The organism is Serratia proteamaculans, from assembly GCF_008830365.1.
In the GTDB taxonomy this organism is placed as follows: domain Bacteria; phylum Pseudomonadota; class Gammaproteobacteria; order Enterobacterales; family Enterobacteriaceae; genus Serratia; species Serratia proteamaculans.
Map to the genome: position 1 here is coordinate 21,713 of NZ_WBKI01000004.1, position 21,235 is coordinate 42,947.

Here is a 21,235-nt window from a genome sequence, read left to right on the forward strand (position 1 = left end):
CTGTCCTGCCCGATACACGCCTGGCAGGCAGGATAGCTTGCTGTGTCTTGCCGGGCGTGAATGGAGCGTATTTTCCGTGTTGACCCTTCTTCATCTGCTTTCTGCGGTGGCGCTGTTGGTGTGGGGTACCCACATCGTGCGCACCGGGATCATGCGGGTCTACGGCGCTAATTTGCGTCGGGTATTGAGCGACAGCGTGCAGAAAAAACCGCTGGCGTTCGTCTCTGGCATCGGCGTGACCGCGCTGGTGCAAAGCAGCAACGCTACTGCGCTGCTGGTGACATCTTTCGTTGCTCAAGGGCTGGTGGGGCTGACGCCTGCGCTGGTGATCATGCTCGGCGCCGACGTGGGTACCGCGCTGATGGCGCGAATACTGACTTTTGATCTCTCCTGGCTATCACCGTTGCTGATCCTGGTCGGCGTGTTCCTGTTTCTTAGCCGCAAGCAAACCCGGGTGGGGCAAATGGGCCGGGTGTGCATCGGCCTCGGGTTGATTGTCCTGGCTCTGGAGCTGATTGTCGCCGCCGCAACGCCGATCACCCAGGGCGCGGGAGTGAAGGTACTGTTCTCGTCACTGACCGGCGATGTGATGCTGGATGCCCTGACCGGCGCGTTGTTCGCCATTGTCAGCTATTCCAGCCTGGCGGCGGTGTTGTTGACCGCCACCCTGACCGCTTCCGGCGTGATCTCACTGAAAGTAGCGCTGTGTCTGGTGATTGGTGCCAATCTTGGCAGTGGCCTGCTGGCGGTGATCAACACCAGCGGCCAGAACGCCGCCGGCCGTCGGGTGGCACTGGGCAGCCTGTTGTTCAAGCTGATCGGCTGTGTGCTGGTGCTGCCCTTTGTCTCTTATCTGGCAGACGCGATGGCCCGGCTACCCGGTGAGAACGAAGAGTTGGTGATCTATTTTCACGTGTTCTACAACCTGATCCGCTGTCTGGTGCTGATCCCTCTGGCCGGGCCGATGGCACGGCTGTGTGAAGCGCTGATTGCCGACGTGGCGGCTGACGATCCCCGGCTGCGACCACGGCATCTGGATGCCAGCGCATTGGATACGCCGACGCTGGCTTTGGCCAATGCCGCGCGTGAAACCCTGCGCATGGGTGACGTGGTAGAACACATGATGATCCTGCACCGCGAAGTGCTGCACGGTAAGATCGGGCAGGATAAAGAGGTGCGTCGATTGGACGACGACGTCGACGTACTCTACACCGCCATCAAACTGTATCTGGCGCAGATCCAGAAAGAGGATCTGGGCGAGGAAGACTCGCGCCGTTGGGCCGAAATTATCGAAATGGCGCTCAACCTGGAGCAGGCCGGGGACATCATTGAACGCATGACCGGCGATATCGCATCGAAGTCGCATGCGGCACGGCGGGCGTTTTCGGCCGAAGGGCTGGCGGAGCTGGACACGCTGTATGAGCGATTGATCGGCAACCTGCGGCTGAGCCTGTCGGTGTTCCTGTCCGGCGACCTCACCAGCGCCAAGCGGTTACGACGTTCCAAGCATCGCTTCCGCATACTGGATCGCCGTTATGCGCATGCGCACGTCGATCGTTTACACCAACAGAACGTGCAAAGTATAGAAACCAGTTCGCTGCATCTGGGGCTGTTGGGGGACATGAAACGCCTGAACTCGCTGTTCTGTGCGGTGGCGTATAACGTGCTGGATCAGGATGAGAAGGATGACGAGCGCGAGTGGGAGGATACGCCGAGCACGCTGTAAAAAAATGCCCCCGGCTGCCAACGGTATTGCTTAGGCAAGCGTCTCCCTCTCCTGGGGGAGAGGGGACCATTTACCGCTAGTTATTTACCCGAGAAAACACCCGCCTTGGCATCGGCAGTCTGGCTATTGCCGTAGCCGCCGACCGGTGTCTCCAGATTCACCACGCTTTTACCGGCGATCCCCAACAGTCCACCGGCAGAGGCGGCCGCATCCAGGTGACCGCCACCCTGATAACGGCTGCCCGCCACGTCCTGTTGTTCCAGCTTGCCGTTACCCAGCGTCACCTCACCTTGTTGGCTGCGGATCTCAGCGCCGGTCAGGTGGGTGCTACCCTGCACGTTCAGCGCCACGTCATTTTTCCCGCTGATGGCAGATTGCGTGCCAACCGCATCGTTATTGACTACGTCGGCGTTGACCTTGAACTGACCCTGCAGCCCGGCGGGGCCGGTCAGGCTCTCTTTGGACTTGTTACCGAGGAAGCGAGCGCCGCGATCCCACAACGGTGCCTTCTCTTTTTCGCCGACCAGCGTTTCCGGCAACGTCACTTTACCATCGGCCTTGCTGAAACTGACCGCGCCAGTGGTGTCCTGTTTTGGATCGAGACGACGGGCCACGCTGTTGTACTTGTCGGTGGTGGCGTCAGCGACCTTGTTGATACCCCCTTCCAGCTTCTCTTTCACATTACCGGCATAGCGCGGCGTGCCCACTTTCGACAGTTTGGAGGTGATGCTGCTGGCCGGGTCGTTGCTGTGGTTCAGGCCGACGTCCACGTTGACCTTAACGCTGCTTTCGCTGTCTTTGCGGCTCTCGACGTGCAGGTTGCCATCGACGTTGCCCTGTACGCGTTCGGCATCGATCCGGGCACCGGCCAGGGTGGTGTCTTTGCCGCTGTTGATCGTCACTTCGTTTGCATTAATCAGACTGTTGCCCTGGGTAGTTTTCTGTAGTTTGTCGACACCGACTTTCACTCCGGCACCCAGAGTATGGGTATCGCTGCCGCTGGTGGTATCAACCTTGCCGTTGGCGTCCTTGTTGAAGGATTGGCCGCCTTTGGCGTTCGCCTTCAGCCCCAGGTTCCAGTTGTTTTTCTGCTCCTGATTTTGCACCGATTCCAAGATCACTCCACCGTGCCCGGCATTCAGGGCGACGCTGTTGCCTTTGACCTCGGTCCCCTGCAGGTGTAACGCCTGGTCGTCACTGCCTTTGGCGGTAATGTTCACTGCGCCACCGCCGGTGATTTTTCCCCCTTGCTGGGTGGTGGCGGATTCATCGACCTTGGCGATGTCAAATGCACCGCCGAGGGAAATACCGCCCGCACTTTTTTTGTCGCTGTCGGTGCTGTTACCACCAATATCGATATTCCCTGACAGCGTATCGTCCTTACGCGTCTGGTGCGACTCGGCTGCCTGTAGCGCCACCTTATCGCCTGCCTTCAGCGTAACGTCGCCCTGGCTGGTGACCGTGCTGCCTTGCAGCGTCAGCCCACGCCCGGCCTCCAGTTCTACGCCCTGTTTCCCACTGATGTGGCTAACCTGTGCGCTGCTGCCGTCGCTTTCCCCCACGCTGCGATCGCCGCCCAGCCCAACACCGAAGTTTTTGGTCTCCGGGGTGGAGCCACCTTTGGCTGACACTTTGACATTGAAACCGTTGTGGCTCTCATGACTGCGGTCGGTAGCCTGCTCGAAACGGATGTTGCCGTCTTCGGCTTTCACCTGAGCCTTACCCTGGCCGGCATCCAGTGAAGTGCCCTGATAAACCGCGTCCTGCTTAACGTTGATTTCGATGCCATTGGCGGCGGTGATGCTGCCAGTCACTGCCTGGCTGCCGGTGCCGGCGCTGTGTTTGTTGCCGCCTTCTCCTTTGCCGTCGACGTTCAGGTCATTGCCGGTATTGGTGTAAACGCGCACGCTGGCGCCGCCACGGGTATCGCTTTGGCTCTGCTGTTGGCTATTTTCTGCCGCTTCACTGCGGTGGCTGTCCGCCTTCAGTGTTACGGTACCCTGAGTGGTTTGATATTGGGTTCCGCGATCCAGCAATTCCCCGCCAGCGTTAACCGCAATCTCCCCGGCCTTAATGGTGCTGACCACGGCCTGCGAACTGCTGTTACTGTTTTCGCTGCTGCCGCCGTTGGCAGCGACGTCGATCCCGACGTTTGGCAGACCGATGCTGCCGATATCGTTAATCACGCCGTTGGCGTCCAGCTTGGCGGCTTTGCCCACGGCGCGTTCAACCGGGCGGGTGATGGCGCTGTAATCAACGTTGGCACCGATATCCACGCCGACGTCGGTTTTGCGGGTATTGCTGCTTTCGCTGTCCGTGGCGGCCAGATGGGCCACGCTGTTGGCATTTTCCTGATATTTACCGCCAACCTGATGCTGTGCACCTTGCTGAGTCAGTTGGTCATTGGCGCTAATCGTCAGGTTGCCTTTGATATCACTGCCTGAGGTGACGGCCTGGCTGCTTTGCGAGTGCGTTTTACTGTTCTCATAACCGCCTTCAATACCCGAGCCGACTTTATCGATGCCGCCGGTGTAATAGAACCCACCGCCGACTTTGGTTTGCTCGGTGTCGCTGGTGGTCTTGTTGTCAGCCGCCAGGAAGGCGACGTTGTTGCCACTGACGCTGGCATCTCCCTGGGTGGTCACCAGTTTGGAGCCGCTGAAGGTCACGTCTTTATCCGCCTTCAACGTCACGCTGCCGCCGCTCAACATCGACGACTGTTGCTCGCTGCGGGTGGTTTTCTCGCTGTCGCTGGTATGTTCTATGCGTAAACCGGCGCGGTATTGTTTATCGCCTTTTTCGTTGGCATAGCCGTTGATCGCCAACGCGGTTTTCTGCTCGTCAATACGTTGCTGCTGCTCTGCGGCGCTGACATTGATATTGCCGCCGGCTTTGATATCCAGTTTGCCGGCGCTGCTTACTTTGCTGCCCACCACGTCGGTATCCTGTTTGCTGACCAGTTGCAGGTTGGTATCGGAAACCAGTTCACTGGCAGTGGACTGTTGGTGGCTGTTGTTGGACTTTTGCGAACTGCTGGTAATGTTGAAGGCGGTACCGGTGCGGGCATTGATCTTGTCGACGTTGGTGCTGAGCGCGTTATCAATCCGCAGGCCTCCGGCGCTGGCTGCAACAAAACCGCCCAGGTTGCCTTTGACCTTGCTGCCGGTAATGGTCACGCCCTGTTTGCCGTTCAGCCACAGGGTGCCATCGGCGGTCAGGTCGGAAGCGTTGCTGACTTCGTGGTGGTGACTGTTGTCTTTGTTATCGCCGCCGCCGATGCCGCCCCATGAGGTTTTATTGTCACGCACCGATTTGGCGTTGGCGGTCTTCTGCACGTCGATGTTGATCTGGTCGTTGGCATTGATTGTCAGATCGCGCGCTGCATACACTTTTGCCCCCCGAGCCTGCACACGGTTACCGGCACTCAGCGTCAAATCCCCCCCGGCATGCAAATCGCTGGCCTTCAGGTTTTCGGTTTCATTGCTGTTGTTCCAACTGCCGGTTCGCAGGCTGGAAGTATGGTTACGCTGATAACCGCGTTCATGGGTTTTCTCCCGCTCAACCAGCCCGGCGATCTGTACATCGTGTTTGGCTTTAATTTTCAGCGAGTTACCTGCCACAACAGTGGCGCCGAGCAGCTTCACATCCTGCGCGGTGGCGGTCAGCGTGGCATTTTTGCTGGCGCTGACGCTGCTGCCGACCTGCTGGTGCTGTTCATTCTCGCGGGTGACGTCGTACTGCCAGGAGTAGAACCATTGGTCGTTGGTATGCCCCTGAGTTTGCTTCAGTTGCTGGCCGTCGAGCGCCAGGCTGGCACCCTGCAAATTAACCTCTTCGCCGCGAATATCGGTGGCGGTCAGATGGTTGCTGTTATCGGCCAGCAGGCTGATATTTTTGCCCGTGAGCTCGGTGCGGGTCAGCTTTTGGCTGGTGTTGCGGTCGTTGATGTAGATGCCGCCGCGATAGTTTTGATAGTTCTCACCGCTGTTACGGCTACTGCTGTCATCACTAATCTGGCTTTCGGCACGAATGTTGCCTGCCTTCACCCTGATTTCGTCGCTGCCCTGCAGCTTGCCCGCCAGCTTCACGCCGCTGCCTGCTGCGGTGTTGATGATGTTGATGCGTCCGGCCTGCATGCTGCCAAGATAGTAGCTGTCCAGCGCGCTCAAGGGTTGTTGGCTGCTGAGCACCTGTGCGTCGCGTGAGACGCGGTTATTGCCGGTGACAGCGTTGATAGCCGACACCGCCTTGTCATTTTTGTCAGTGATGATCACCTCGCCGCGGCTGTCGATGCGCGGGGCAATCAAGTCCAGTATGCCATCAGCGTTCAGTTTGCCATTCAGGCTCAGGGTGTTGCGATTACCCAGCGTGCTGTAGCCCTGCAGCATACCGTTTTCCACCAACGGGTTGCCCACGACCAGTGACGAGCGGCTGGTATTGATAAAACCGCAGCCGTCACAGCTGATGCCGTTCGGGTTGGCTAACACGTAGTCGGCCGCCATGCCGAAGATTTCCTGCTGGCCGTGCAATAGCGACGGATTACGGCTGATCACTTCGTTGAGGATCACGCTGGCCGCCTGGCTGTTCAGGTTCGGGTTGGCGCCCAACTGACCGGCTAATTGAGACAGTCCGGACTCGCGTGAGTTATTCAACACCGCGCCGGGCTGGTTGACGTTGAAATCCTGATACTGGTTATGCGACAGCCCGTGGTCATTCGGTGTGACAATATTCACCACCTGTGCGCCGTTACCGGCGGTGGAAACCCCGGGGCCGTTAGCCCCGTTGGCCGCCACAATATCACCGGCGTAACCGTTGCCGAGTGAGGCGAGAATGATCGCCAGTGAAGCGGCCAACTTGCCCGCCGCCGAAAGCCTGAAGTTATTATTTTTCATCCATGTATCTCCGTATATCGCCGTGTGGTACTGCAAAAAAAACAACTGACTAAAAGGTGTACGAGAAGCGGGCCAGCACCTGGATCGGGTCGTCCGGCAGGGTGTGACTGGACAACAGCCAGCCTCGGCTGGCTTCGACGTCGATGATGGCGCGCTGATAACGCAGGGTGGCTCCGGCGCTCAGTCCGGCGCTGCTTTGCCAGCCCGAAGGCCGATTGTCACGTGGCAGCACCCGGCCGACGTCGCCACCGAGGCGAGGGGTGAGGGTGCTTTGGCCCAGATTAAAGCTGCGGGACAGGGTGTTTTGCAGATACCAACCGTTATCGCCGGACAGCGTGCTGCGGCTGAAACCGCGGATCGCGCTGCGGTCGGTCAGGCTGAGCCATTCCACGCCGGGCAGGCGATCGCGACTGTATTGCCCGTACAGCAGGTTGCTGAGCTGGTAACTGGAACCGGCCAGGGTGAAGCGTTGAGTGAGGTTGGTGAACAGCTTGCCCTTGGTGAATTGGGCATCGGGCAGACCGGCACCGCTGTGGCGATCGGCACCGAACCACGGCAGTCCTTGCTCTACGCTGAGGTTGGCGCTGATCAACCCGGTAGGCAGGATCTGCAGGTGGTTAACCCCCAGTTCGAACAGGCTGAGTGTCGGGCTGCCGAGACCGATACGTACGTTCTCGAAATAGTTATTGATGCGCTTATGGGTCAGTTGGCCGCTCAGGGCGTTGATCTGATCGCGATCGCGGTAAAACACATAATCTCCGCGCAGACCATACTGTTGAGTCTGGCCGTGCAGCTTATAGCTGTTGAACACCAACTGCTGACGGTTCATGTATTGCGAATAGCTGGCAAAGCCGCTGAAGGTAAAAGCGCCGTAGGGCATAGAATAGAGCAGGGTATAGGCGCGGTTGTAGCGCTGCGACGGATCCTTCAGAGTACCGGCGACGTTCAGACTGACAAAGTCCGACAGGCCGAACGGGCTGTCCAGCGTTGCGGTGCTGCGCGCCAACCACTGGCCGGTATTTTTCTGGCCATAGTTGTCCAGGGTGGCAGATAGCAACCAGGGTTTGGCATGTTGGTTGTGCAACCGAATAATAGAACCGCCGGTTTGGGTACCCGGCAATATATCCAGTCGGGTTTTATTCGATTGCAAACGATTGGCCTGATCCAATCCCTGATCGAGCTGAGTTAATTTCAGCGGCTGACCTTCCAGTCCTGGGAATAATAACTGGCTGTTAACCCAGCGATCTCCCCCTTCTATTTTTTCGATAAATCCTTCAGTGACCCGCAGGCCCAACTCACCCTCGGCATTGGGGCGAATAAACTGTACGCGGGCGGTGATATAGCCTTTATCAAGATATAAGTGGGTGAGTTCGCGGGTCAGACGGTTGATGTCATTACTGCTGATGCAACGCTGTGGCAATGCGCTGAGTGCCGCCAAATCTTTCGCCGACAGCAGAGTAACGCCCTGCAGATACACGCCGTCGATGGGCAGGCACTGGGCAGAACGTGGCAGTGTCGGTGGCGCGGGTTCGGGTTCTGCCAGTAATTGCTGTTGTTTAAGCTGTTGGTAGCGTCGCTGCTCGATCTGTTGATTGACTTCACGCGTGCCATCTTGCAAAGCGCGGCGTGATTCGCTCATCGGCGAGAAATGCTCCATTTCCGGCAGGGTAGCGGCAGGGATCGCGGTACTGAACAGCAGCACCAGGGCGGCGGTTTTTTTAATCATTGTAATCCATTATGAGAAGCCGCCGGGGCGGCCTGCTCAATCCATGAGGTCAATATACGGGCGGCCAGCGGCCGGCCCGAAATAGCGAGCGACAAGCACATTGCGTGATATCTCGACTTGCCACAGGCAAATTAAGACGGTGGGTGTATATCTAAATAATAATTAGGCTGCTTGTTTTAATTTTCAGATCTCTTGAGTTAATTAACTAAAAAAAGTAATTAACTCCTCCGCCATTTAAACTTTATCGGCACGGATAGGAAGAATCTGAATTTTTATTTTATTGGGGGATAATAGAGGATGAGGGTAATTCTGACAATCCGACCAGTGGGAAATACGAAATTTCGCAGAAGGGGTGGGGCACAGTCATTTGTGCCCCAGGGTGTAATTATTTTTTGTTGATCGGCCGACCGGACCAGTAACCTGCCAGCAGTGAGCCGGACAGGTTATGCCACACCGAGAACAGGGCACCCGGCAGTGCGGCCAGCGGTGAGAAGTAGATTTTGCCCAGCGTCGCCGCCAGCCCGGAGTTCTGCATGCCGACCTCAATTGCCAGCGTGCGGCAGGTAGATTCGTCAAAGCCAAATAGCTTGCCGCCCCAGTAACCGCTCAGCAGCCCGATGGCGTTATGCAGGATCACCGCGATGATCACCACCAGCCCGACCGAGGCGATATGGCTTTGGCTACCGGCCACCACTGCACTGATGATCGCCAAAATGCACACCATCGACAGCGCCGGCAGAATGGGCTCAATGCGTTTGACGGTTTTGGTAAAGGTGTGATGGACGATCAACCCCAGGCCAATCGGGATCACTACGATCTGCAGAATGCTCAGCAGCATGCCCATGACGTCGACGCTGATCTCGGTATCGACATACAGGCGGGTCAGCAGCGGCGTGGCGAAGACGCCCACCAGCGTGGAGACCGCCGAGATGGTCACTGACAGTGCCACATCGCCTTTGGCCAGATAGATCATTACGTTGGAAGCCGTACCGCTGGCAACGCTGCCCACCAGTACCATGCCTGCGGAAAGATCCGGTGGCATGTTGAACAGCATCGCCAACAGCCAGGCCGCCAGCGGCATGATCAGATAATGCAGAAAGATCCCTGCGGCCACCGGGCCTGGGCGGGACAGCACACGCCTGAAGTCATCCAGCCGCAGCGTGACGCCCATGGCGAACATGATCAGCATTAACAACGGGCTGACATAGGGGCCAATACTGGTAAAGGTGGTGGGGGTGAAGTAGGCGGCGACGGCAAGCAGCACCGCCCACAGGGGGAATAATCGGGTGAATATTGCCAGCATGAATGTGGTTTCCCTTCACTAGGCTATCTTACTTGCCATTTTGAACCCGGGCAGTGCTCAGAATCCTCGCGTACTCTAAGTACGCTCCGGTTCTTGTGCGCTGTCCGGGACCAAACTGACGGCGACGATATACGCCTATTGGCGCATATATTTTTAGAATTATTCGAACAGATTGTGGTGCAGGGTACGTACCACTTGCTCCGCGTCGTTGCCCGGTACCAGGAAGCACAGGTTATAGCTGCTGGCGCCGTAACAGATCATGCGGATATTGAACGGGTCGAGCACGCCAAACACTTCTTTGCCCACGCCACAGGCCTGGGAAAGTTTGTTGCCGATCAACGCCACCAGCGCCAGATTTTCTTCGACTTCTACCCGGCACAGTGATGACAGCTCGGTCAGCAATGAGGTGGTCAGCAGGCTGCCGCCGGTAGAGGTAGAGCCGGTGGTGTCCATGGTCAGCGCTACGCTGACTTCTGATGTGGTGATCAGATCCACCGAGATGTTGTGACGTGCCAGAATGTTGAACACTTCGGCCAGGAAGCCACGGGCATGCAGCATGTTGAGGCTGTGCAGCGTCAGTAGGGTTTGCTTGCGGCGCAGTGCCAGCGCACGGAACAGCGGCGGGTTCTCGGTGGTGTTACACACCAACGTTCCCCCGGCGGCCGGATCTTTGCTTGAACCGACAAACACCGGAATATCACTGCGTACGGCCGGCAGCAAGGTGGCCGGATGCAGCACTTTCGCGCCGAAGGTGGCCATTTCTGCCGCTTCTTCGAAGGTGATTCTATCGATGCGTTTTGCTGACGGGACCACGCGTGGATCGGTAGTGTAGATGCCTGGCACGTCGGTCCAGATATCTACCCGGTTGACGCTCAGCGCTTCGCCCAGCAGTGCCGCGGTGTAATCGCTGCCGCCACGGCCCAGCGTGGTGGTACGGCCTTTCGGCTCGCTGCCGATAAAGCCCTGAGTGACCACCAGCGCTTCTTGCAGGCGTGGCTTGAGTAGCGACAGGGCCAGTTGTTTCAGCACCGCGTTATCTGGTGTAGCACGGCCGAAATGGTCGTCGGTGTGCATCACTTTACGCACGTCAAACCACTCTGCCTGTACCTGGCGGGCGCGGAGGATCTCAACGAACAGCAGGGTAGACATCAGTTCACCATGACTAACCAGCTCGTCAGTCAAGGCCGTTGAGGTTGCCAGCGCAGCTGCTTCGGACAGCATGGCGATGTTTTCCAGCATGCGGTCAATTTCCTCGCGAATAACCGTCGGGCTATCGAGGCGATCAAGGATGGCGTATTGGATGCGACGGATTTCATCGAGCTGGAAATGGCGTTTGTCGGCATCGCTGCCTTCGGCCAGAGCCACCAACAGGTTGGTGACGCCCGCGGAAGCGGACAAGACCACCAGGCGTACCTCCGGATTGGCGAGTACGACGTCGGCGCTGCGGTTCATAGCCTCAAAGTCGGCAACGCTGGTGCCGCCGAATTTGGCGACAACGGTGGAATTCTGGGGTGCTGCTTGGTTCATGTAAAAACCTCGTGTCAGGGTGGCTCTATTCAGAGAGCGCTTTTTTCATAGCCTTGGCACAAGGGAGGAGCGATAAACGGGGGCAGGCGTAGGGGTTAAAGCTACGATACACCCAGAAGCGCCCCACCTTGCTGATTGTCATTACGGACAATCCCTGGTGACAACCCAGAGGATTCAGCCCCTGTGGTCGATACGATGAATGCCGCACATCACCTTACCTCGGCGTCGCTCCCCCTCAAGTGCCGTCATCGGAAAACGGCTCCTCTGACACTCTACCTGGGCGACGCACCTCTTCTGGCTTGCGCACCGGGTGCGCAAGTAGGCTGTTAGGAATAGCCGGTAATCACGCTGCTGTCAACGTCCGGACGTTGAGGGATTTTCATCTTGCACCAGCGCAATCAACGTACAGGGCATCGCCGGGACGAAACCGGTACCAATGGGTTGCAGAGTGCCATCCTCCCGTTGGCTAAATAACGGAATAATCCCCTGATTTTTTTCAATATATTCCAGCCAGCCAAAGTTTTCGTTCAGCTTGGTAGCCTTGATGGTGGCGCCGTGGGCGATCAGGCTGCTTAACCGGCCGTAGGTGGCTTCTTGATTGAACAAAACTTCATGCCGACGGAAGCGTGAGCTTTCCCCACTGTTGCCACGGCCTTTCAGCGGCGCGCCGGAGCGGATGGCGAATACCTGTCCTTCGCCAAAAATATGGCCGAAGTGATAGACCGCCAGCGCATTCTGATGGCGGTTAGGCGACAGCGCCAACACCTGCGCGGTATCGCTGAGATCGAGGTAGTTCTCGGCATGCTCGGAGTAAGCATGCCCATAATAGGCGGGGATACCGTCCATGCGCGCCTGACGGTAATACTCCCAACTGCTGTCGGTGACGATCACCGGGATATTCATTTTTCTCAACGCCTGCGCCAGCATGCGCGCCACGCTGTTGGCACCGACGATCAATACCCCGCGCGGTTTTTGCTGCTGCACCCGCAGCCAGCGCGCCATCATGCTGCTGGTCAGACTTTGCAGCACCACGGTACCGATGATCACGGCAAATACCACGGTTACCAGCCGATCGGCTCCCGGGTAGCCACTACGCTGCAAGGTCAGGGCGAACAGCGAACTGACCGCCGCGGCGACGATGCCGCGCGGCGAAATCCAGCACAGCAGCAGCCGATCGCGCCAGTGCAGGGAAGAGCGCCAGGTCGATACAGCAATACACAGCGGCCTTGCAATAAACTGCACCACCAGCAACAGACCCAGCAGTGGCCAGCCCATATTCCACAGCGCCTGGATATCAAGCCGCGCCGCCAAAATGATAAACAACGCTGAAATCAGGATCGCCGACAGCTCTTCCTTGAATGCCAGTATGTCGCTGGTATCTACATCGCGCATATTGGCTAGCCAGATACCCATTACCGTGACGGTCAGCAGCCCGGACTCGTCGGCAATGGCGTTGGACACGCCAAAAGCGGTCAGCATGATCGCCAGCACCGCCAGGTTTTGCAGGTAGCCCGGCAACCAGACGCGGCGCAGCGCCAGACCCAGCAGGTAACCGAACAACGCACCGGCCACCAGGCCAACGGCAGCGGTGATCCCCAGCGTGTAGAACAGGTGGGTGTAAGACTCTGAATGTTGTTTCAGTACGATAAATTCAAACACCAGCAGGGTGAAGATAGCGCCGACCGGGTCGATCACTATGCCTTCCCAGCGCAACACCTGGTTGATATTGGCGTTGGGCCGTACCACTCGCATCAGCGGGGCGATGACCGTCGGACCGGTAACCACCGTGACTGCACCGATCAGCGCGGCCAGCTCGGGCGGAAAGTCCAGTAGCCACCAGCAGGCTACGCCGATCACCAGGAAGGTCATCAGCATGCCGATGGTCACCAGGTTGCGCACTACGCCACCGAGGCCACGTATTTCCTCGACCCGCAGCGTCAGCGCTCCTTCAAACAGAATAATGGCGACAGACAGCGACACCAGCGGGAACAGCAGATCGCCAAACAACGCGTCCGGTTGAACCAGATGCACCACCGGCCCCAACACCACGCCAAACACCAACAGCGGCAGAATGGCCGGCAGGCGCAACAGCCAGGCCAACCACTGCGCCAGCAGTGAACTCAAGCCAATAACCACTAACATCAACGGGGCAGATAATTCCATAGTCGTGTCCTTCGTGTTTCAAAGCGCAGCCTGCTGGTCGCGCATCCTTCGCCTAATTACGTCAATGACGTGGTGATAACCTGACACAGTTTAGTGACAGTTAACTAACCCTGATAACAGGCTGTTATCCAAAAGTATAGGGGAAGAGCTGAAACGATGCGGCGGCGTTTGACAGTTAGCGCCTATCGCAAGAAAAGAGATCATAATCACAGTCGAACAGGCTACAATCGGACAACCACGTCACCTTTATTCTCAAGCCTAAGAGTGTTGCTATGAAAAATATCAATCCTAGTCAAACCGCTGCTTGGCAAGCCCTGCAGCAACATTTTGAACAGATGAAAGATGTGCAGATCAGCGATCTGTTTGCTCAGGACAGTGAGCGTTTCTCCAAGTTCTCCGCCACCTTCAACGATCAGATGCTGGTGGACTACTCTAAAAACCGCATAACCGCGGAGACCCTGGAGAAGCTGCAGGCACTGGCGAAAGAGACCGATCTGCAAAGCGCGATCAAGTCCATGTTTGCCGGTGAGAAAATTAACCGTACCGAAGACCGTGCGGTGCTGCACGTTGCCCTGCGTAACCGCAGCAACAGCCCGATTATTGTGGACGGCAAAGACGTAATGCCGGAAGTGAACGCGGTGCTGGCCAAAATGAAACAGTTCTGTGACCGCGTGATTGGCGGTGACTGGAAAGGTTACACCGGCAAGGCCATTACCGACGTGGTGAACATCGGTATTGGTGGCTCGGATCTCGGCCCTTATATGGCGACCGAGGCGCTGCGCCCTTACAAGAACCACCTGAATATGCATTTTGTCTCCAACGTTGACGGCACCCATATCGCCGAAACGCTGCAGCCGCTGAACCCGGAAACTACCCTGTTCCTGGTGGCGTCCAAAACCTTCACCACCCAGGAAACCATGACCAACGCCCACAGCGCGCGCGACTGGTTCCTGAGCACTGCCGGCGATCAAAAACACGTAGCGAAACACTTCGCGGCGTTGTCTACCAACGGCAAGGCAGTGGGTGAGTTCGGTATCGATACCGCCAACATGTTCGAGTTCTGGGACTGGGTCGGTGGTCGTTATTCCCTGTGGTCGGCGATTGGTCTGTCGATTGCACTGTCACTGGGTTACGAGAACTTCGAGCAGTTGCTGAGCGGCGCGCACGCGATGGACAAACACTTCGCGCAAACCCCGGCGGAGCAAAACCTGCCGGTGCTGTTGGCGCTGATCGGCATCTGGTATAACAATTTCTTCGGTGCAGAAACCGAAGCTATCCTGCCATACGACCAGTACATGCACCGTTTTGCCGCTTACTTCCAGCAGGGCAACATGGAATCTAACGGTAAATATGTCGATCGCAACGGCAACCCGGTGGATTACCAGACCGGCCCGATCATCTGGGGTGAGCCAGGCACCAACGGTCAGCACGCGTTTTACCAGTTGATTCACCAGGGGACCAAACTGGTGCCTTGCGACTTTATCGCACCGGCCATCAGCCACAACCCGCTGAGCGACCACCACGCCAAATTGCTGTCGAACTTCTTCGCGCAGACCGAAGCGCTGGCGTTCGGCAAGTCGCTGGAAGTGGTAGAAGAAGAGTTCGCTGCACAGGGCAAAACGCCGGAAGAGGTCAAGCACGTGGCGCCATTCAAGGTGTTTGAAGGCAACCGTCCGACCAACTCCATCCTGCTGCGTGAGATCACCCCGTTCAGCCTGGGTAGCCTGATCGCGCTGTATGAACACAAGATCTTCACCCAGGGCGCGATCCTGAACATCTTCACCTTCGATCAGTGGGGCGTGGAGCTGGGCAAACAGCTGGCTAACCGTATCCTGCCGGAGCTGGCGGGTGACGAAGCGGTCAGCAGCCATGACAGTTCAACCAATGCGCTGATCAACCGCTTCAAAGAATGGCGTTAATTACCGCCTGAATTGATGCCAATAAAAAACCCGCCGCGGCGGGTTTTTTTACGTCTGAACGATTACAGATTGATTGGCACTTCGAAACTGATGCCTGCGCCCACGTCATCGGCGGTGCTGGCGTTGTTATCGGTGTACCACAGGCTGGTATCGAATTTGACCTGGGAAGGAAGGGTGTAACCCCAGCCGAGCTGAATGCCTTTCAGCGTGTCAGATTTCGGGAACGCCTGGTTGATTGACTGGCTATTCGGGTTCACTTTGGCGTACACCAAACGGGTGCTCCAGCGTTGGCTGTCGTCCAGCACCAGCTCTACACGGCCGGACAGCATTTGCCCGTCGCCGCCCATGGCATGACCCAGCGGGTAGCCTTGCTGGTAGTAGCCACCTTTGTAGGTGTAATGGGTGTAAACATAGTTTTTGCGGTTCATGTCGGCGCGGGTATCCGCACCTTCGATATACCAGTTGATGGTGGTTGGGCCCCATTCCGGGTGACCTTCCAGGCCCAGCAGATAGGTGTTTTGCGACGGCAGCATGCCGGCTTCATCTTCACCCACCAACTGACCGTACAAACTGACCGGCAGGCCAATCAGCGGCTGCATTTTCAGCTTGAAGTCGAAACCGGCAAGCTGGTTGCCCGGATCGTTGCCCTGGCCGGAGTCATCGTTGTCATTGCCTGAAAACGCATCCCAGAAGGAGCTCCAGGACTGCGGACGACCCTCACCGCCCCATTGCATGATGCGCGAAGCACCCAGCTCGAGGAAGTTGGTCGGCATCATGGTCAAACGACCGCCGATCAGTTTGGTGTGTGGTACCGAAGAATACTGTGACAACTGGCCAGCGGTAAGCTGGTACTGCCAACGGCCAATCCACGACAGCCAAGGGGTTTCAAACGGCGATTGGTCGGCGCGCTGCAGCATAAATCCGGCAACCGGTCGTGCGGCGTCGGAACGAATCAGGCTACCGTCATAGCCCGGCCCCCACCATTGGGATACTTCACCGAAGGATAACCATTGGTTCCAGATTTTTACTGCACCATAGGAGCCATTAAGGTTGAATTTGGAGCCGTCGCTGACGCGTTGATCGCCCTCAACCGACCCCTGGACGCGCACGTCCCAGAACTCGCCGTTGGCACCGGCACCGATAGTCAGGCTTTGGTCTGCGTACTGGTTCTGACCGAAGCCCTGCGGTGTGCCCGGCTTGTCGGTGGCAGCGTAGCCGCTGATGCGAATATTGGCTTTTAAGTCACCGACGCGGCGTTGAACGCGGTCGAGGACGTTTTTCTCGGTATTGGTTACCGGTTTGGCCTGGGAAATAACGGAGGTGATTTCTTCCTGACTCAGCGGCCAGGTCGACAGGCTGACGTTGATGACACCGCGGTCGGACAGCCAGGCCAGGTCATTACGCAGATCATTATCAGGGGTGACCAATCCGCTGGCATGACTGCTTAATGCACAGGTAAACAGGCCTGCGGCGACCAGTCCGTTAAGTTTAGCGCGCATAAATAAATATTCCCTTGTTAATTCGAGTTGTTTGTTTTATGTAAAGATCTATGACCCATCATAGTTGACATTTCAATTTGCTACAAATATATCCATACGAAACATTTATTTATAACAGTCTGAATAGTATTAATTTTTTCCTGGCACCGTGCGGATTTTAATTTTTAAGATAATGCCTATGTTAGGATGCGCGGATAACTACAGTTGTATTGATGGGGAATATTTATGGCAAAAACCTCCCGCTCGGTGACGATCGCCAAAGGGTTGCAACGGGTGTTGAATGTCGGACTGCTGCTGCTGGCAGCGATCCTGATCGTCTTTTTGGTTAAAGAAACCATTCATTTGGCGAAAGTCTTGTTTGTCAACAACGAGGAGTCGACGTCCTATCTGCTGATTGAAGGGATTGTGATTTACTTCCTCTACTTTGAGTTTATCGCCTTGATTGTGAAGTATTTTGAGTCGGGTTATCACTTCCCGCTGCGTTACTTTATTTATATCGGCATTACCGCAATTATCCGTTTGATCATTGTGGATCATGAAAATCCAATCGATACGCTAATTTATTCTGCCGCGATATTGTTACTAGTGGTAACGCTTTATCTGGCCAATACCGACCGCTTAAAAAGAGAATAAACAGGGATAAAAATGGCGGCCCGTAGGGGCCGCCGAAGACACAGGTATTGATCGGAAAAAAACGTAAGTACAGCAAGCGCATTACAGTGGCAAAAAACCTTTAACCCTTGACCCCACCGGCCGTCAGGCCCCCAACCAGCCAGCGCTGCGCCAGCAGGAATACGGCGGTAATCGGAATGGCTGACAGCACCGCCGCAGCGGCAAAGTCGCCCCACAAGTAGTTTTGCGGATTGAGATATTGCTGCATGCCCACCGCCAGCGTGTAGCTGTTGACGTCACGTAACAGCAGTGAGGCGACCGGCACTTCGGTGATGGCGGCGATAAACGACAGAATAAACACCACCGCCAGAATCGGCACCGACAACGGCAACAGCACCAGGCGGAAGGCTTGCCACGGGCTGGCACCGTCCAGCGCTGCGGCTTCCTCCAGCGAATTATCGATGGTCTCGAAATAGCCTTTGATGGTCCAGACGTGCAGCGCGATGCCACCCATATAGGCGAAGATCACCCCGCCGTGGGTATTCAGGCCGATAAACGGGATGTATTGGCCCAGGCGATCGAACAGGGCGTACAGCGCCACCAGTGACAACACTGCCGGGAACATCTGGAAAATCAGCATGCTTTTCAGCAGCGTGCTTTTACCGCGAAAACGCATGCGGGCAAAAGCGTAGGCGCAGGTGGTAGACAGCGTAACGATGCCGATGGCGGTAATCACCGCGATCTTGATCGAATTCCACAGCCACAACAGTACCGGGAAGGGCGGTGGGGTCACGCTGCCGTCGGCGTGCGTCACGCTCATGCCAAGCGCCAGGCGCCAGTGATCCCAGGAAATTTGCTCCGGTATCAGGCTGCCGGTGGCGAAGTTGCCGGATCGCAGTGAGATAGTTATCACCATCAGCAGCGGGAACATGATCAGGGCGATAAAGCACAACATCAGAGTATGGGTCATCCACAGGCGCAGGCGCTGGGATTTGGGTTGGACCATAGCCATTATTTTTCTTCCTAGTCGAAGTTCATCTTGCTGGCTTTCAGATTCAGGATCGCCAGGGCGCCCACCAGCAGGAAGATCAGCGTGGCAATTGCCGCCGCCAGCCCAAAGTCCTGTCCGCCGCCGCCTTCGAAGGCGATACGGTAGGTATAGCTGACCAGCAGGTCGGTATAACCGGCCGGTGTGGTAGTCCCGATCATATCCGGTCCGCCGTTGGTCAACAGTTGGATCAGCACGAAGTTATTAAAGTTGAAGGCGAAGCTGGCAATCATGAGCGGCGTTAGCGGCTTAATCAGCAGCGGCAGAGTGATGCGGAAAAAGTTCTGCATCGGGGTAGCGCCGTCCATTGCCGAAGCCTCGTACAAATCGTCAGGAATCGCCTTTAACAGCCCCATGCACAGGATCATCATGTACGGGTAGCCCAACCAGGTGTTGACGATCAAAATCATGCTCTTGGCGGTGATGGGGTCGCTGAACCAGGCCGGTTTGATGCCGAACAGATGGCTGAGCATCATGTTGATTTCACCGAAGCTTTGGTTGAACAAGCCTTTGAAAATCAGAATCGAAATAAATGACGGCACCGCATAGGGCAGTATCAGCATCACGCGATAAATGGCTTTGCCTTTCAGCGCATCCCACTGCACCACGCAGGCCAGCACCATGCCTACCGCCACGGTGAGGATCACGGTCATCACCGAGAACACGATGGTCCAGATAAAGATCGACACGAACGGCTTCTTGATGCCTTCATCCTGCAGGACGCGCAGGAAGTTTTTCCCACCGATAGCCACGGTATAGCCTGGGCTGAGGGTCTCTTTGGCCCAGTTGCCGTCGGCATTTACCGCCTGATAGAAGCCAATCTCCGGGTTAGGTCGGTATTGAATATGGGTTTGTTGGTCGGTCAGCTGGCTGCTGTCCTTATCCAGTGCGTACAGCGGGGTGGTGCCGGAAAACTGGCGCAGGGAACTCATGCGCAGCTCACCGCCGTCCGGTAACTGGGCTACCAGTTGGCTCAGCGCCTGGCGGTTTTGCGTGATCACCCGCAGCGTGGCGCGTTCGCCTGTCGGTTCGCTGCCTTCCTCAACCAGTTTCAGCGTTTGCGGTGCGTTGGCATCAAAGCTGAAAGGTTGGGAAATCAGCTGTTGGCCGCTGTCCGGGTGGGTTAGCTGCAGACGCCAGCGTTGGTTTTCCACCGGATACAGGCCGAAGGTAAAGGTCTTGCCGGTCTGGAATTGACGCTGCATCAGCACCGACTGGGCGCGCTCAAAAGTGAGCTGGTTGGTGCTGCTGTAGTTGGTAAAAGCGATGGCAATGGTACAAATCAGCGGAAACAGGACAAACAGCCCCATACCGGCGATGCCCGGATAAACGTAGCGCCAGGCGTAAGCACGGCGGTTGGCGAAGACGTAAAGCCCAGCGCTGACCAAGATCAGCGTCAGAATGGCAAACAGGTATTCACCCTGTGCATACATCAACACAATCAGATAGCAGGTAACCAGGCTGAACAGGCCGATGACCAGCCATTTCAGTATGTCACTCTGCCACCACTTCGACTTTTTGCGCGCAGGTGACCCGGCGTGAGCTAATTGCATAGGGCGTTCCTTTCTGTGGATCTACAGCGGGGCGCAGATCCGCACCCCGCACAACGTAGTGTGTTACTTGGTAATACGTGTCTGTACGTCATCCAGTGCGGCTTTCACCGTCTGGCGGCCGCTGACGGCGTTGATCACCGCACTGCGTTCGGCGTACCAGAAGGCGCTCATCTGCGGGATGTTAGGCATGATTTCGCCGTTCTGTGAGTTTTCCATGGTGGCGGCAATCTTCGGATCTTTCGCCAACTGTTCCTGATAAGACTTCAGTGCGACTGCGCCCAGCGGTTTGTCCTTGTTGACGTCCGCCAGCCCCTCGTTGGTCAGCAGGTAGTTTTCCAGGAATTCGGTTGCCAGCTCTTTGTTCGGGCTGGCGGCGTTGATCCCGGCGGTCAGTACACCGACGAAAGGTTTGGACGGCTTGCCTTTAAAGGTTGGCAGCAGGGTCACGCCGTAGTTGATTTTGCTTTGTTCGATGTTGGACCAGGCCCAGGGGCCATTGATGGTCATCGCGGTCTGGCCTTTGTTGAACGCGGCTTCGGCAATCGAGTAATCGGTATCGGCGTTGATGTGTTTGTTTTTCACCAGATCGACGATGAACTGCAACCCGGCCTGTGAACCGGCATTGGCCACGCCTACGTCCTTGATGTTGTACTTGCCGTTCTCATACTTGAAGGCATAACCGCCGTCGGCGGCGATAATCGGCCAGGTGAAGTAGGGTTCTTGCAGGTTCCACATGATGGCGCTCTTGCCTTTGGCGCGCAGCTCTTTGTCCAGCGCCGGGATCTCTTCCCAGGTTTTTGGCGCCTGCTTGATCAGGTCTTTGTTATAAATCAGCGACAGCGCTTCTACTGCGATCGGGTAGCCAATCAGCTTGCCATCGTAGCGCACCGCGTCCCAGGTAAACGGGAACAGCTTGTCCTGGAAGGTTTTGGAAGGATGGATCTCGGCCAGCAGGCCCGACTGCGCGTAGCCGCCAAAGCGGTCATGGGCCCAGAAGATGATGTCCGGGCCGTCGCCGGTGGCAGCCACCTGCGGATATTTCTCTTCCAGCTTGTCCGGATGCTCGATGGTGACTTTGATACCGGTGTCTTTCTCAAACTTTTTGCCGACTTCGGCCAGGCCGTTATAGCCTTTATCGCCGTTGATCCAGATAACCAGTTTCCCTTCCTCGATCTTGGCGAAGGCGGAAGAAGAAAGCACCAGGGTGGTCAGAGCCGAAAGCACCAGTGTGCGGGCGGTGGTAAAGCTGCGAGTCATAATCCAATCC

General features: G+C 56.7%; 12 protein-coding genes and 1 riboswitch. Of the genes, 3 read left to right on the forward strand and 9 right to left on the reverse strand.

Translation table 11 applies throughout. From position 1 onward, the window contains the following. Positions 1-76: 76 nt before the first annotated feature. Positions 77-1,726, forward strand: a complete 1,650-nt coding sequence (locus F8R23_RS15970) for a Na/Pi cotransporter family protein (RefSeq protein ID WP_129936885.1) — start codon at positions 77-79, stop codon at positions 1,724-1,726. Between the two features lie 80 nt (positions 1,727-1,806). Here F8R23_RS15970 and F8R23_RS15975 read toward each other — a convergent pair whose 3' ends face one another. From F8R23_RS15975 to F8R23_RS15995, 5 genes are all read right to left on the reverse strand, one after another. Next, positions 1,807-6,618, reverse strand: a complete 4,812-nt coding sequence (locus F8R23_RS15975) for a hemagglutinin repeat-containing protein (protein ID WP_151415807.1) — start codon at positions 6,616-6,618, stop codon at positions 1,807-1,809. Between the two features lie 49 nt (positions 6,619-6,667). Further along, on the reverse strand, positions 6,668-8,344 hold the full coding sequence (locus F8R23_RS15980) for a ShlB/FhaC/HecB family hemolysin secretion/activation protein (protein ID WP_151415808.1): 1,677 nt from the start codon (positions 8,342-8,344) through the stop codon (positions 6,668-6,670). A gap of 385 nt (positions 8,345-8,729) precedes the next feature. Then, a complete protein-coding gene (gene panS / locus F8R23_RS15985) occupies positions 8,730-9,647 on the reverse strand; it encodes a ketopantoate/pantoate/pantothenate transporter PanS (protein WP_129936888.1) in 918 nt (305 codons plus the stop codon). Between the two features lie 159 nt (positions 9,648-9,806). Further along, positions 9,807-11,174, reverse strand: coding sequence for a lysine-sensitive aspartokinase 3 (gene lysC, locus F8R23_RS15990; protein WP_129936889.1), 1,368 nt, complete (start codon positions 11,172-11,174; stop codon positions 9,807-9,809). A 108-nt stretch (positions 11,175-11,282) separates the two neighbouring features. After that, positions 11,283-11,476: riboswitch (Lysine riboswitch) on the reverse strand. 52 nt (positions 11,477-11,528) lie between these two features. Then, on the reverse strand, positions 11,529-13,337 hold the full coding sequence (locus tag F8R23_RS15995) for a cation:proton antiporter (protein ID WP_129936890.1): 1,809 nt from the start codon (positions 13,335-13,337) through the stop codon (positions 11,529-11,531). A gap of 272 nt (positions 13,338-13,609) precedes the next feature. Here F8R23_RS15995 and pgi point away from each other — a divergent pair, with 272 nt between their 5' ends. Then, a complete protein-coding gene (gene pgi / locus F8R23_RS16000; protein WP_151415809.1) occupies positions 13,610-15,256 on the forward strand; it encodes a glucose-6-phosphate isomerase in 1,647 nt (548 codons plus the stop codon). A 62-nt stretch (positions 15,257-15,318) separates the two neighbouring features. Here the strand turns inward: pgi and F8R23_RS16005 are convergent, their stop codons facing one another. Beyond that, positions 15,319-16,755, reverse strand: a complete 1,437-nt coding sequence (locus tag F8R23_RS16005) for a capsule assembly Wzi family protein (RefSeq protein WP_151415810.1) — start codon at positions 16,753-16,755, stop codon at positions 15,319-15,321. Positions 16,756-16,980: 225 nt separating this feature from the next. On the opposite strand from F8R23_RS16005, the gene psiE reads away from it, so the two are divergent. Continuing rightward, positions 16,981-17,388: a phosphate-starvation-inducible protein PsiE gene (gene psiE / locus F8R23_RS16010; protein WP_099063607.1), complete on the forward strand. Its 408-nt coding sequence runs from the start codon at positions 16,981-16,983 to the stop codon at positions 17,386-17,388. A gap of 100 nt (positions 17,389-17,488) precedes the next feature. On the opposite strand, the gene malG is transcribed toward psiE, so the two are convergent. The 3 genes from malG to malE all read right to left on the reverse strand — a co-directional run bounded on the left by malG (position 17,489) and on the right by malE (position 21,225). After that, a complete protein-coding gene (malG, locus tag F8R23_RS16015) occupies positions 17,489-18,379 on the reverse strand; it encodes a maltose ABC transporter permease MalG (protein ID WP_112347184.1) in 891 nt (296 codons plus the stop codon). A gap of 11 nt (positions 18,380-18,390) precedes the next feature. Further along, positions 18,391-19,968, reverse strand: coding sequence for a maltose ABC transporter permease MalF (gene malF / locus F8R23_RS16020; protein ID WP_129936892.1), 1,578 nt, complete (start codon positions 19,966-19,968; stop codon positions 18,391-18,393). A 63-nt stretch (positions 19,969-20,031) separates the two neighbouring features. After that, positions 20,032-21,225, reverse strand: a complete 1,194-nt coding sequence (gene malE, locus F8R23_RS16025; RefSeq protein ID WP_129938828.1) for a maltose/maltodextrin ABC transporter substrate-binding protein MalE — start codon at positions 21,223-21,225, stop codon at positions 20,032-20,034. Positions 21,226-21,235 lie beyond the last annotated feature (10 nt).